This window comes from Streptomyces sp. NPDC002206, from assembly GCF_053593595.1.
The window spans coordinates 664,406-676,736 of the sequence record NZ_JBSFCW010000002.1; the positions used below are offsets into that span (position 1 = coordinate 664,406).

Genomic DNA, 12,331 nt, shown 5'->3' on the forward strand with positions numbered 1-12,331 from the left:
TTCGCATCGCCACCGTCCGCCTGCGCACGAAGGTGACCAGGGGCGCCGGCTCCCGCGCCGCCGGACTGACGATGGTCTTGGAGTCGGTCAAGTCCGCCCAAGCCCGCCGGCGAGCGGTCAACGGCGCTCACCTCGTGCCATTGGCCCGTGCTGGGGCCGTCTTCGAACACGGCAAGGTGGTCGAACGCTCCGGAGAACTCGCAGCTTGATGCGCCCATTGGCCTGCGGTTCCGGTCGGCCGGGGCCGAGCTGGATTACGCGTATCGGGGGAAGAGGGCCTGGAGGTAGTCCTCCAACCTATTCGTCAGCATGGTCGGGGGCAGACCAGCACAGCCCAGTTCACGCCAGGGGACGGCAACCTTCTCAGCGTCCGGAGCGAAGGCCAAGGCGTCCATCGATCGCCAGTACGGATGTGCGGGCTGATCTTCGGTCAAAGCCCATCCTGCTGCGGCGTATCGGTCGACCAGGCTCATGCCCGCAGGGACACCGTGCAGCAGAGCCGGCGCGGTCGAGCAGTGGGTCACGTCCAGGTCGGCCTGACCTCAAGAGGTCTCCACCCAGTCGACGATGCCGCTGATCCGCAGGTCGCCGCCGGTGCCTTCGAAGAGGACGTTGCCGGGGTGGAAGTCCCGGTGCAGGAAACAGGGCAGGTAGTCGGGCGGCTCACGTCGAATGACGTCCACGACCCACTGCCACAGCTCGGGCCGCTCGGTGGCTCCGGGCAGAGATACCCGCTCGGGCGTAGTCCACGCCTCCGGGCTCCAGGCCCTCGGTCATCTCGCTGCGACGCCTGCCGGAGTCGGCGCGCCAGGCTTCGAAGGCCCAGCCGGCAGAGAGCCCGCCCGCCACGGGGCACCAGCGGCAGCAGCACGAGCAGCAGGATGGCGAACGGGTGGTGGCGGTCATCGCAGCAGCAGGACCTGGTGCGGGTCGAACGCCCGAAACGTTTTGTCCACCGCCGCCGGACGGCCCTGCGCCTGCTTCTTTTCGACCTGCTCGACCTCGAACAGCCCATCCCCACCATGCATACCGCCATCATCCCGTACGAATGATCACGAAACCCAGGCGAGTTGCCGGTCAATGAGACCGTCTATGCGTCAGGCCACCCATTGCTTCGGGCTGCCCCTGCGGCGAGCCTGCGCAGGGTCCGCGCGGAAGGCGATCCGGGATCCGCCGTCATCAGGACGACTTCCTGGTCGTCCTCGGGGACGAGCAGCACGTCGCAGTTCAACCGCAGTTTGCCCGCCGCCGGGTGGCCGAGGGTCTTGGTGCGGTGCCCGGGAGCGTGGACGGGGCGAGTCTCCCAGATCTGCCGGAACTCCTCGCTGCCGGAGTGCAGTTCGGTCAGCAGATCGGCGAGCTGCGCGTCGTGCGGGTATCGGGTTGCGGCCCGGCGCAGCCGCGCCACCACAATGTGCCCGAATTCCTCTGCGCTGGAGCTCTCGTACATGCTCCCCTTACCGAGGAAGCGGCGCTGGGCCAGGTTTGTCGTCCCGCGTCCGATGTCATCGCCCAGCAGAGCCTGCGCGAGGGGGTTCCAGGCGACGACGCCATAGGCCGCGTCGGTGACGATCGCGCCGGTCTCCGGCAGTCGCCGCAGCATCCGGGCCACCTGCGGGCGCACCCGCTGCACGGCGTTGGTGCCGGGCGGCGCGGATGATCCGGCCAGGCGGAACAGGTGGCTGCGTTCGGCCGGGGTGAGCCGCAGGGTCTGGGCCAGCGCGTCCAGGATCCGGGGCGACGGTCGGGGCCCGCGGGCCTGCTCGAGTCGTGTGTAGTAGTCGACTGACATGTGGGCCAGCTCTGCCACCTCTTCGCGTCGCAGGCCCGGTATGCGGCGAGGGGTACTCGTCGGCAGGCCGATCTCGTGCGGGCGCAGCCCCTCACGGCGTTCCCGCAGGAAGCGGGCCAGCTCCTCGCGCGCCATGCTGCCTCCTTCAGCTGCCTGGTACAGGTTGTCCCTGGCAGAACGGTCACGGCCAGGGAACCGTAGGCGTCATGAACGATCGCACAGCACTGGTCACCGGTGCCAACAAAGGTATTGGCAAGCACATCGCCGGCCAACTCGTCGCAGAGGGCTTCACCGTGTACGTGGGTTCCCGCGACGTCGGGCGCGGGCAGCGGGCCGTCGAGGAGATCGGCGGCGACGCCCGCCTGCTGGTCCTCGACGTGACGGACACCCACAGCATCACCGAGGCCGCGGCGCAGGTGGGCCGCCTGGACGTCCTGGTCAACAACGCGGGCATCTCGGTCTCGCTCACCCCACCGACCGAAGCCGCTGTCGAGGAATTCCGCCGCACGTACGAAACCAACGTGTTCGCGGTCGTCGAGGTTACCAATGCCTTCCTGCCTGCCCTGCGCCGATCGCCCCACCCCCGCATCGTCAACATCTCAAGTGGCACCGGATCGCTAACCTGGAGCACGATTCTCAACCCTCAGTTCACCCCCGGAAACGGTGGCGCCGCCGCCTATCGATCGTCGAAGGCCGCACTCAACGCCTTGACCGTCTTCTACGCCCAAACGCTTGCCGAGGAGGGTTTCAAGGTCAACGCGCTCGCCCCCGGCCTGCGAGCCACCGACCTCAACCCCCTGGCGGCCACTGCCGACGGGGACCCGGCCGACGCCGCCAGGGGAGCCGTCCGACTGACCCTCCTGCCGGACGAAGGCCCCACCGGCGCATTCTTCTCCTGAGACGGAACACCCGTGCCGTGGTGAGCGCGCAGACGCCCGGGAGAGTTCAGCCGCCACCGGGCGCATAGCCGACGCGCCGGACGTCGTCTCGTTGTGCTGCCACTCGATCTCCGCCACCTGACTGCTCAGACGGTGTCCTATGTGGTGAGTTCGAGGAAGCGTCTGTAGCAGCAGAGGGCGGCGGCGAGGCCGGGAAAGCCCAGGTAGTTGCGGGATAGCGTTCGTAGCGGTGATTGGGTCTGCGGTAGCCGGTCAGCCAGGCACAGTGTCCGCTCGATGACCCATCGTCGGCGTCCTGATCGTTCGCTGGACTCGATGCCTTTGCGGGCGATGCGCACGCCGATGCGTTTGCCCCGCAGCCATTTCCGCAGGTGGGGGACGTTGTAGGCCTTGTCCGCGTGCAGGCGCTGGGGCTTGAAGTACCTGCCGCGACAGGCGCTGCCACGGCGGGTTCGGGGAAGGTGGTGCCGGTCGGTTCCTCGGAGCTGGTCCACAGGCGTCGGGCGGTGGCCGGATCACTGGCCGCCGCCGAGCCGGCCACGCGGTCGATGCCTTGGCGGCCTCCGGTTCCGGCTGACGCGGACCCACGAGTCCGCCGCCCAGCAATCCTGCTGTTCGGGGACGGCCAGTCCGCCGACCGGACCGCCGAATACCCAGCCGGTGCCCCGTGGGTCGGCCGTTTCACCGTATGGGCGTGTCCGTTACCCCCGTGGGAAATTCCTCGATGCCGAGTACCTGCAGCAGCTTCAGCTGCTCGCGGGCCTCGGCGTCCGCCGGGGTGAGTACCAGCAGTTGCTGCCCCTGGTCGGGAGTGACCAGGGTCTCGCAGTCCATCAGCAGGCGACCCACCCTCGGGTGCAGGAAGGTCTTGCGGTCGGCGCGCCGGACCGCCACCTCGTGCTCGGCCCAGAGCCGGCGGAAGTCGGCGCTCGCGGCCTGCAACCGGTCGACGAGCCCGGCGACCGTGGGGTCGCCGGACCGGCGGCCGGCGGCCGCGCGCAGGTCGGCTACGAGCTGGCGGGCGTGGTACTCCTGCTCCTCGGGCGGGCAGACGGCCCGGGCTGCGGGGTCGGTGAACCAGCGGTATGCGACGTAGCGGCGATCGCCGGAGAAACCGGTGTGGTCGCCCGTGAGCAGGAGGGCGGCCCGGTTCTGGGCGAGGACCTCGCCCAGGTCGGACAGCACCAGGGCTGGGGTGTCGCCGAGCAGGTCGAGCATGCGTATCAGGCCGGCGCGGGCCAGGCGGGCCACCCGTCGGCCGGTGGGGGCCGGTGGCCGGCCAAGTGGAACAGGTGGTCGCGCTCGTCGTCGGAGAGGCGCAACGCCCGGGCCAGCGCCCCGAGCAGCTGGGTCGAGGGCCGACTGCTGCGGCCCTGCTCGAGGCGTACAACGTAGTCCACCGACACCCCGGCGAGCATGGCCACCTCTTCCCGGCGCAGGCCGGTGGTGCGGCGGCGGGGGCCGTCGGCGATGCCGACCTCGGCCGGGCGGATGGCCTCGCGGCGGCGGCGCAGGAAGTCGGCGAGCTGGTCACGCTGCATGGCCCCATGGTCCCTCGCGGGGGCCAGCCGATCCAGGGAGCGGCTCTCCCATGATGAACGCTCCGCTCCCGTACGTCGCGGTGCGGGCGCAAGGTGGGTGGCAGATCGACGACGAAGGAGAACTCGATGCAGATACGAACCCTGGGCAGCACCGGCCCGGCCGTCTCCGCGCTGGGCCTGGGCGCGATGAGCATGTCGGGCGCCTACGGCGCGGCCGACCGCGCGGAGAGCATCGCCACCGTGCACGCCGCGCTGGAGGCCGGCGTCACGCTGATCGACACCGGCGACTTCTACGCCATGGGCCACAACGAGTTGCTGCTCGCCGAGGCGCTGCGCGGCCGGGACCGGGACAGCTACCAGCTGAGCGTCAAGTTCGGCATGCTGCGGGGGCCGGGCCCGCAGTTCGGCGGCCATGACAGCCGTCCCGAGGCGGTGAAGAACTTCCTGGCCTACTCGCTGACCCGGCTGGGCACCGACCACATCGACATCTACCGTCCCGCCCGGCTGGACCCGGCGGTACCCATCGAGGAGACGGTGGGCGCGATCAAGGAGATGATCGACGCCGGCTACGTGCGGCAGATCGGCCTCTCCGAGGTCGATGCGGCGACGATCCGCCGGGCGCACGCCGTGCACCCGGTCGCCGACCTGCAGATCGAGTACTCGCTGATCTCCCGCGCGGTGGAGGCGGACATTCTGCCTACGCTGCGGAAGCTCGGCATCGGGCTGACCGCGTACGGCGTCCTCAGCCGCGGCCTCCTCTCCGGGCACTGGACGGCCGGGCACAGCGCCGACCCCGGCGACAGTCGCAGCCACAGTCCCCGATTCTCCAGTGGAAACGTCGAACACAACCTCGCCCTCGTGGCGGCTCTGCGCCGGGTCGCCGAGGCGAAGGGGTGCACCGTCGCCCAGCTGGCCATCGCCTGGGTGGCTGCACAGGGCGAGGACATCGTGCCACTGGTCGGCGCTCGCACTCGCGAGCGGCTCGCTGAAGCGCTGCCCGCGATGGAGCTGAACCTCACTGCGGACGACCTCGCCGAGATCGAGAAGGCGGTGCCGCCGGGCGCGGCACACGGCGACCGATACCCGTCCGCGTTCATGTCCAGTCTCGGCGTGGGGAACTGAACCCGGCTCTCCGGCGGCTGGCTACCGCGGCCCGCGCCTATGTGGGCACAGCCCGGAGACATCTGGACCGAGCTGCCCCGGCCCGCGGGTGCCGGCACCGAGCCGGTCGGGCTTCCCCGGGCTCCGAGCCCGACTCGTTGACCGAGGCGGGCGTGGCCCGGATCTTCTCCGAGAAGATCTCCACCCGCGCCACCCCGCGGCCCGAGCTGGACAAGGCTCAAGGTCGTCGGCGAACTGCGCGCCTCCGGCGTCCGGGTCACGCTTGCCGTCCACGAGCACAAGCGACTCGGCCGCGGCATCGAACTGGCGACGCCGGCCGAAGAGCTGAAGGCCAGTGACGTCGGCCTTCAGTTCCTCACCGGTGAGCTCCAGGGCTCGCACGACCCCTCCGGCGTCGTGTTCACCGTGCCGGCGGCTCTGTCCGGCATGGAACGCGAGTACATCCGCGACCGCACGCTCGAAGGCCACGAGTCCGCCCGCAAGCGCGGCAAGACCATCGGCGGCGCGGGCGTCACCGACGACCACATGCTTTCCATGGCCCTCCACCTGCGCGAGCAGGAGATGAGCCTGCGCGACATCGCCGCCCGGCTCGTCATCACCACGGGCACGAAGAAGGGACAGCACCCCTCGCCCGCGACCGTCATGCGGATGCTGCGCGAGCACGACGAGGCCACCGCATCGAACCCGTAAACCCGGATCAGGGGACCGGCCACGCTCAAGATCAGCCTTCGCAGCACACGCCCAGGTCGAGGTCGCCCTGGTCCTGTTCCGCACGGCATTCCACAGGTGGACGCATGAAGACGACCCGCCGGGCCTCGACGAGCTGGTCCAGGAGGCGTACACCGCGGTCGAGCTCCCGAATCCTGGACCACCTCGATGGCCCGGCGCTGCCGTTCGGTGAGCCCCGAGCTGTCGTCAGTGACTCCGGGGACTCAGCGCACGGTCTTTGCCGTCGCGTCGTTCATCGTGTCCATGGGCATGGCGTCGGCGTTCAGCCGGTCCTGGGAGCGGTCGTGTGCGGTGCTGGACGCGCTACCCAAGACATCGCGCCAAAATGCGCGAAAATTAATGAACAGGCTGTTTTGGTATGCGCCAGGGAGCCACAGATGGACGCCTCGGACGAACTCCTTCGTAGGACTGACCCGGCGGCTCTTCTGACGCTGGACGGTGCCATCCGCAACCTCAATGCTGCGATGGCCACAGCGCTGGGCAGGACGGCGGAGCATTGTCTGGGACGTGACTTCGGTGATCTGTGGCCCGCAAGCCAGCGGATGTCGGCCGAGAGTCTCGTGGTCCACGCCGCCAGGACGAAGACGGTCGCGATGCGGGTGCTGGACTTCCCCGGCTCGGGCGGAGTGTCCGTTGCCTGCTTGATCGAGGCGCGGCCGGTGAGGGATCCCGCCGGTGACGAGCAGCTGGTCTGGGTGCACGCCCTGGATGCGCGGAACGATCTGGCTAGCCTTGTGATCCCGTTCCGGCTGGCCACCACGGCCGCCGACCTCGGCCTGTGGATGTATTCGCCCGATGAGCACCAGCTGGAGTGGCTCGGTGGCCTGCCCGCCCTGGTTGCGCTCTACCCGGATCTCACTGTGCCGCTTTCCAGCCTGATCTCGGCAGTGCACCCCGACGACCGGGAGGCCTTTCGGCGGCTCCTGCGCTCGGCCCCCGCCCAGTCCCCCTGGGTGAGGTATCGGTGCCTCACCCAGCACGACGGCTGGCACCGACTGGCCGCTCAGACCCGTCGGATCCAGTTGGGGTACGGCGGCCCCGAGCGGATCTTCGGGGTGGTTCGCGACGACACCAAGCTGGAGAAGCGCAGGGAGAAAGCGCAGGCCGCGCTGGCTGCCGAGCGGCAGCGTGCGAAAGAGATCGCCGACTTCTCCTCCGCCTTGATCGCCGCAACCACGGTTCAGGAGCTGCAGCAGGTCGTCCTGACCCGGCTCGCCGCGACCTTCGGCGCCACCGGCGTCCTGTTCGCACTCGTCGACGACGGCCGGCTGCGTGTGTCCACCGATGCCGGGATATCCATGCGGGAGGCGCAGGTCTTGCACGGTATGTCGCTGGACCATCCGAGCCCGCTGCCCGAGGCGATCCGCACCGGCAAGCCGCAGTTCGTCCCCGACCAGGAGGACTACATCCGCCGCTGGCCGCACGGGGCATCTTTGCCGTGGCTCGCCCGGCTCGGCTCCGACTACACCATCTCCATCACGCCCCTCAGCGAGAGCGGCAATCTGGCACTCGGAGCGTGGGAGATGACGTACCGCAGCGGATACCGGCCGTCCCTGGATGAGCGGACCCTCATGGGTACGCTGGCCGACCTGGCAGGCCAGGCACTGCGGCGCATCAGGTTGCAGCAGGCACGAGTCGAGCTGGCCACGGCGCTGCAGCAGACCATGCTCCCCAGGCTGCCCGAGCACCTCGCGGGCCTGGAGGTCGCCGCCCGCTATCGGCCAAGCCGGGACGGGCTGGACATCGGCGGAGACTGGTACGACGCCTTCGTGATGCCCGACGGCGCGGTCGCCCTGGAGATCGGCGACGTTGAGGGGCACGACGTGGACGCCGCCGCCTTCATGGGACAGGTGCGCTTGTCCATGCGCGCGATCGCCTCCCGCGAACCGGATCCCGCAACCGTGCTGACGCGCACCAACGAGCTGCTCGTCACGATGGACCCCGCGCGATTCGCCAGCTGCACCATCCTGCATATCGATCCACACGACGGACGGGTCACCGGCACCAGCGCGGGCCACGTGCCGCTGCTGTGCGTGCGCAAGGACGGCAGCCACAGCATCCGCGAGCTGCCGGGCGGGCCGGTCCTGGGAGTCGTGCCCGACACCGAGTACCTCGAGGAGACCTTCACCCTGGACGGGGGCAGTGCGCTGGTCATGGTCACCGACGGCGTGGTCGAAGGACCGGGCCTCACGTTGGAAGCCGGACTGGAGCGAGCCGGAACACTGGCCGGCGCGGCCGTCCATGACGGACTGAACGCCGAGGAGACCGCCGACCGCATCCTCGACGCCGCGGTCGCGGTGGACCACCTCGACGACGTGGCCGTGCTGGTCATCCGACGCACATGACGGCGCCCGCCGCTGCCGTAACGCAACCGGGCGGAGGACTCAGAGGATGAACAAGCGCAACGGCGGCGCTGGGCTTACACGTCGATGAGGACCTTGCCCACCGCTCCCTTCTCGACCGCGGTGTGCGCGTCCGCGGTGCGTTCCAGCGGGAAGCGGTGCAGCGGCAGGCCCGCCTCCTCGCCCACGCGCAGCGCCCCGTCGGCGAGGGCGGCGGTGATGGCGGCGACGGCATCCCGCTTGGCCTCGGTCGGCATGGTGTAGACGAGCACGCCCTGGAAGCGCAGGTTGCCGAAGAAGGTCTCCCAGCGGGGCAGTGTCACCTCGGCACCGCCGTCGTCGTAGTACGCGACGACGGCGTTCTGGGCGGTCACCGAGACGGCGAGCCGCGCGTTCGCTGCCATGGCGACCTCCACGACGATGTCGACACCGTCCGGGGCCACCCGGCGGATCGCCGCCGCCGCGTCCTCGGCCTTGTAGTCGACGACGTGGTGTGCGCCGGCGGCCTCGGCCAGACGCGCCTTGAAGGGACTGCTGACGGTGGCCACCACGGTCGCCCCCGCCCAGCGCGCCAGCTGGATCGCCATGTTGCCGACCGCGCCCGCGCCGCCGGCGACCAGCACCGTACGGCCGCGGAGCGCGCCGGGGCCGAGCCGGGCCGGGTCTCCGTCCCGCACGGCGAGGGCGCGGTGGGCCGTCATCGCGGGGATGGGGATGCTCGCGCCGAGGTCGAGGGAGGCGTTGTCTGGCAGCGGTACGGCCTGTTCATCGGGGAGCACCACGTACTCCTGTGCTGTGCCGTCCGGGCGCTGCCAGGCGGCTTCCCAGATCCAGACGCGCTGCCCGGTCCTGGCCGGGTCGACACCCTCCCCGACCGCGTCGACCAGTCCGGCGCCGTCCTGGTTGGGCACCTGCTCGCCCTCATCCTGCGGCCCGGCCGTGCGCGATTTCCAGTCCGTCGGGTTCACCCCGGACACCTTGACCCGTACCCGCACCTCGCCCGGTCCGGGCTCCGGCAGGGGACGCTCGGTCAGGCGCAGCACCTCAGGGCCGCCGCCTTCCGTGTACACGATTGCTTTCATGATCTGCACAAGGTCCGGCCAAGCCGGATTCTTCCCGGCCCGTGCCGCCGCCCCCGGGGGCGGCGGCACGGGCCGGGAACGTAGGCTCCGCTGGAGTCGCCGCGGCCGCAATGCGCCAGGACGCCGGAGACCGGATCGGGGAAGGCGTCGAGGGCCGCCCGGGACTTGCTCGTCGAGTTCGGCACCGACGTGGCGTTCGATGAGATCGCCCGCCGGGCGGGCGTCGGCAGCGCCACGGCGTACGCAACTTCCCCGTCCGCGACGCACTCGTCTGCGAGGTCCTCTGCTTGGTCCTGGACCGTACGTCCGAGGAGGTCGAACGGGCGCTCGCCGAGAGCGGTGACGCCTTCGAGGCCCTGGCACTTCGTGCACGCCTCCGCCGACGAGCGGATCAGCGCACTGTGTCCGATGGTCTCCCACCGCCGACCGAGTGGGCACGTGACCGTTGACATCCAGCGCTGCAACATCGCAGCCCGCACTCGTCCAGCGGATCATTGTGTGTCGGTAACAATCTCTTGGTGTTGATTCATGCGCTTTTGACCTGGACGCCGTCTCATCCCCCTCGTGCCGTGGAAAGTACTGGGTCCGGGATGGTCCGGGGCCGATGAGGTGAGGGGCGTGATCGGGATGGATCTGGAGTTTCAGGAGCCGTTCGGTGACTACCAGAACGAGATTTACCTCAACGGGCTCTCCGGCGTGCTGCCTACCATGCCCCTGGCCATCCAGGAACAGCGCTGTTGCCGTCGCTGCTGTCGTATGTCGCCACGACAAGCCGGCCGTCCACGAGCTGGTCATGTCCGTCCTGGACGACACAAGGGATTCCACTTCGATCTCGCCTACATCGTCACCGACCTCAAGACCCTCACCGGCCACAGCAACTGATCACCCCACACACCACGAGAGCCCCGCCACCAGCCATCGCCCCGTGGGGTGCCTCCTCCACACGGACCATCCCCAACGCAATCGTGCCGCCCGATGCCTTGGGGGCACGCCCACAGCTCTCACATCTCAGGAGTCGACGTGCCCATCCACACCTGCACCACCGCCCAGGGAGCGCTGCGCGCCGGTGCCAAGGGCGACCTGGCCGCCGAGATCACCCGGATCCACACCGAGATCAATCACGTCACGAACCGGGCAGGCCCACCACCTCCCTGGCCGAGTAACCGACAAGCCGCTGCGCTGCGATCGTCCAACCGACCACCTGCCCCTCGGCGTCAACCATCGCGATTGCGGAATTGGTTGCCTCAAGGGTGTTCTGTGGCTTCCTGAGGATGCCTCGGAAGGTGTCGGTCACCGGTGATCATCTCCTCGGGTGGATCTGATCTCGGAGCACGGACGGATGCGGGCCGATCGCCATAGAACGGGCACGGGCGCGGGGCGATCCCGCCAATGCACGAAGCTAAAGGTTGTCCCGTAACGGCGGGGCGCAGGTGAGATGATCTCTCATGCCGTCAGTGTGCTCGCGACCACTGACTACGCCCGCGGCGGCCCAGTAACGCCCATCTGGACCTGCCCCGGGCGGGCGGCGACCACCGGCGGGTGCTGGCGGTGCTGAGATTCCCGGAAGGAAACGGCTGACCCCGGGCGCTCGCCGAAGGCCCGGCCGACGCCGGGGAACCGAAAAGGTTGGTGTGCGGGGCCGACGGAACCGGGTAACGTCTTTGTCATGGTTCTTCCAGACGCCGATTTACGAGTGAGAGCGTGATGGGCACCTGCTGACGTCCTTCGACGTCGCCGCCCGTCCCCCACCGATGAATCCGTAGATCACTTCACCTCATTACCGGGAGAACCCGTGACCGTGAGCAAAAACATCAACAACCCCGTGGGCATGGGCGGCGGCCAGCGCAAGAGGCTGTCCCGCGCCGAACGGCAGAACAACGGTCCGCACCGCAACCTCGACCGCCAGGGTGCAGCCGACCAGAAGGCGGAGCTGGTGCGCAAGATGCGCGAGAAGGCAGGCGCAGCTGAGGGCGCCGGGCAGGCGGGCGACGACACCGCACAGAGCTGACGCACCGCCGCCGCAGGGCGGCACCGCACGGGGCAGGGCCCGGACCGCGACGCGCGGTCCGGGCATCGCGATCGGCGGCGCGAGTCTCGCCGCCGAGGCGGCCGCGTCGGGCCTGATCGACGAGTACCGGGCCAGGGTCTACCCGGTGCTGGTTGGCGGTGGCATCCCGTTCTTTCCCAGCGCGAGCGCCGGGTGGATCTCGAACTCGTCGAGACCCGCACCTTCAGCTCCAGAGTCGTCTACCTCCGCTACCGCGTGGCGCGTTAGCCGGCTCGTGTGCCGAGCCCTACGAAGAACGGGCCAGTCAGTGACGTCTTCTCAGTTTGCGGGGTGCGCCAGCGTTGCTTGAGTTCGGCGGCGGTGCGTTCGCCCAGGGCGCGGACGTTTCCGATCAGGGCGTTCGTTGCGCGGGTGTCGGCGTGCAGGGCCTGCTCGGACTGGCCCTTGGGACGGCGGACGGGTACCCGGATACCGATGCCGGCACCGATATAGCCCTTGTCCGCCCAAGTCGGCATTCCCTCGGCGGCTGCCTTGTACAGCGCGGGTAGCGCGTGGCGGCGGGCGGACCGGCACCGCCTGGCGAAACGGCCCCAGCACCCGGGAGCGCCGGGGCGTCCCGAGGTGTCGTCGGTGTGCGGTGAGCAAACGGGCGAGGTACTCCACCACGTGGCGGGGAACGTCGAGCGTGGCAACATAGGTAACCAACGTGACGCCCCTGGTTGTTGCGGACATGATCTTGTGGTGAGACCTGTCCTGTCAGAGGCTTCAGGTCTATCCGCGTCTGGCTCCCACGCATCCGACCTGCACACGCACGCA

The 12,331-nt window shown here is 69.5% G+C and carries 10 protein-coding genes and 6 pseudogenes; 8 read left to right on the forward strand and 8 right to left on the reverse strand.

The features are described 5' to 3' along the window. Window positions 1-5 precede the first annotated feature (5 nt). Window positions 6-209, forward strand: a pseudogene (locus tag ACWCP8_RS07850) (IS256 family transposase); the annotation flags it as partial. A 45-nt stretch (window positions 210-254) separates the two neighbouring features. Here the strand turns inward: ACWCP8_RS07850 and ACWCP8_RS07855 are convergent. From ACWCP8_RS07855 to ACWCP8_RS07865, 3 genes and pseudogenes are all read right to left on the reverse strand, one after another. Then, window positions 255-773, reverse strand: a pseudogene (locus ACWCP8_RS07855) (phosphotransferase); the annotation flags it as partial. 129 nt (window positions 774-902) lie between these two features. Beyond that, a complete protein-coding gene (locus tag ACWCP8_RS07860; protein WP_352263794.1) occupies window positions 903-1,028 on the reverse strand; it encodes a hypothetical protein in 126 nt (41 codons plus the stop codon). A 62-nt stretch (window positions 1,029-1,090) separates the two neighbouring features. Then, window positions 1,091-1,927: a helix-turn-helix transcriptional regulator gene (locus tag ACWCP8_RS07865; protein WP_451114827.1), complete on the reverse strand. Its 837-nt coding sequence runs from the start codon at window positions 1,925-1,927 to the stop codon at window positions 1,091-1,093. Between the two features lie 71 nt (window positions 1,928-1,998). On the opposite strand from ACWCP8_RS07865, the gene ACWCP8_RS07870 reads away from it, so the two are divergent. Beyond that, on the forward strand, window positions 1,999-2,691 hold the full coding sequence (locus ACWCP8_RS07870) for an SDR family oxidoreductase (protein WP_451114829.1): 693 nt from the start codon (window positions 1,999-2,001) through the stop codon (window positions 2,689-2,691). Between the two features lie 137 nt (window positions 2,692-2,828). Here the strand turns inward: ACWCP8_RS07870 and ACWCP8_RS07875 are convergent. Beyond that, window positions 2,829-3,122: pseudogene (locus tag ACWCP8_RS07875) on the reverse strand (transposase); the annotation flags it as partial. Between the two features lie 250 nt (window positions 3,123-3,372). Beyond that, window positions 3,373-4,232, reverse strand: a pseudogene (locus ACWCP8_RS07880) (helix-turn-helix transcriptional regulator). Window positions 4,233-4,358: 126 nt separating this feature from the next. On the opposite strand from ACWCP8_RS07880, the gene ACWCP8_RS07885 reads away from it, so the two are divergent. The 3 genes from ACWCP8_RS07885 to ACWCP8_RS07895 all read left to right on the forward strand — a co-directional run bounded on the left by ACWCP8_RS07885 (window position 4,359) and on the right by ACWCP8_RS07895 (window position 8,428). Further along, window positions 4,359-5,354: an aldo/keto reductase gene (locus ACWCP8_RS07885; RefSeq protein ID WP_352263550.1), complete on the forward strand. Its 996-nt coding sequence runs from the start codon at window positions 4,359-4,361 to the stop codon at window positions 5,352-5,354. 234 nt (window positions 5,355-5,588) lie between these two features. Continuing rightward, window positions 5,589-6,044 (forward strand): recombinase family protein, encoded by a 456-nt coding sequence (locus tag ACWCP8_RS07890; protein ID WP_451114920.1) that lies wholly within the window; start codon window positions 5,589-5,591, stop codon window positions 6,042-6,044. 416 nt (window positions 6,045-6,460) lie between these two features. Further along, window positions 6,461-8,428: a SpoIIE family protein phosphatase gene (locus ACWCP8_RS07895; protein ID WP_451114831.1), complete on the forward strand. Its 1,968-nt coding sequence runs from the start codon at window positions 6,461-6,463 to the stop codon at window positions 8,426-8,428. Between the two features lie 74 nt (window positions 8,429-8,502). On the opposite strand, the gene ACWCP8_RS07900 is transcribed toward ACWCP8_RS07895, so the two are convergent. Continuing rightward, window positions 8,503-9,507: an NADPH:quinone reductase gene (locus tag ACWCP8_RS07900; protein WP_451114833.1), complete on the reverse strand. Its 1,005-nt coding sequence runs from the start codon at window positions 9,505-9,507 to the stop codon at window positions 8,503-8,505. A 618-nt stretch (window positions 9,508-10,125) separates the two neighbouring features. On the opposite strand from ACWCP8_RS07900, the gene ACWCP8_RS07905 reads away from it, so the two are divergent. Beyond that, complete coding sequence (locus tag ACWCP8_RS07905) at window positions 10,126-10,389, forward strand: hypothetical protein (protein ID WP_352263555.1); 264 nt, start codon at window positions 10,126-10,128, stop codon at window positions 10,387-10,389. Between the two features lie 241 nt (window positions 10,390-10,630). Here ACWCP8_RS07905 and ACWCP8_RS07910 read toward each other — a convergent pair whose 3' ends face one another. After that, complete coding sequence (locus tag ACWCP8_RS07910) at window positions 10,631-10,801, reverse strand: PAS domain-containing protein (protein ID WP_352263556.1); 171 nt, start codon at window positions 10,799-10,801, stop codon at window positions 10,631-10,633. 498 nt (window positions 10,802-11,299) lie between these two features. Here ACWCP8_RS07910 and ACWCP8_RS07915 point away from each other — a divergent pair, with 498 nt between their 5' ends. Beyond that, window positions 11,300-11,515: a DUF6243 family protein gene (locus tag ACWCP8_RS07915; protein ID WP_030988248.1), complete on the forward strand. Its 216-nt coding sequence runs from the start codon at window positions 11,300-11,302 to the stop codon at window positions 11,513-11,515. 52 nt (window positions 11,516-11,567) lie between these two features. Beyond that, window positions 11,568-11,782: pseudogene (locus ACWCP8_RS07920) on the forward strand (dihydrofolate reductase family protein); the annotation flags it as partial. Here ACWCP8_RS07920 and ACWCP8_RS07925 read toward each other — a convergent pair. Beyond that, window positions 11,779-12,063, reverse strand: a pseudogene (locus tag ACWCP8_RS07925) (transposase family protein); the annotation flags it as partial. The pseudogenes ACWCP8_RS07920 and ACWCP8_RS07925 overlap by 4 nt on opposite strands. Window positions 12,064-12,331: the final 268 nt, after the last annotated feature.

Excerpts from the sequence above, each read along its gene's own strand:
- ACWCP8_RS07860 (WP_352263794.1), bottom strand. The coding sequence starts at position 1,028 with ATGCATGGTGGGGATGGGCTGTTCGAGGTCGAGCAGGTCGAAAAGAAG.
- ACWCP8_RS07865 (WP_451114827.1), bottom strand. The coding sequence starts at position 1,927 with ATGGCGCGCGAGGAGCTGGCCCGCTTCCTGCGGGAACGCCGTGAGGGG.
- ACWCP8_RS07870 (WP_451114829.1), top strand. The coding sequence starts at position 1,999 with ATGAACGATCGCACAGCACTGGTCACCGGTGCCAACAAAGGTATTGGC.
- ACWCP8_RS07885 (WP_352263550.1), top strand. The coding sequence starts at position 4,359 with ATGCAGATACGAACCCTGGGCAGCACCGGCCCGGCCGTCTCCGCGCTG.
- ACWCP8_RS07895 (WP_451114831.1), top strand. The coding sequence starts at position 6,461 with ATGGACGCCTCGGACGAACTCCTTCGTAGGACTGACCCGGCGGCTCTT.
- ACWCP8_RS07900 (WP_451114833.1), bottom strand. The coding sequence starts at position 9,507 with ATGAAAGCAATCGTGTACACGGAAGGCGGCGGCCCTGAGGTGCTGCGC.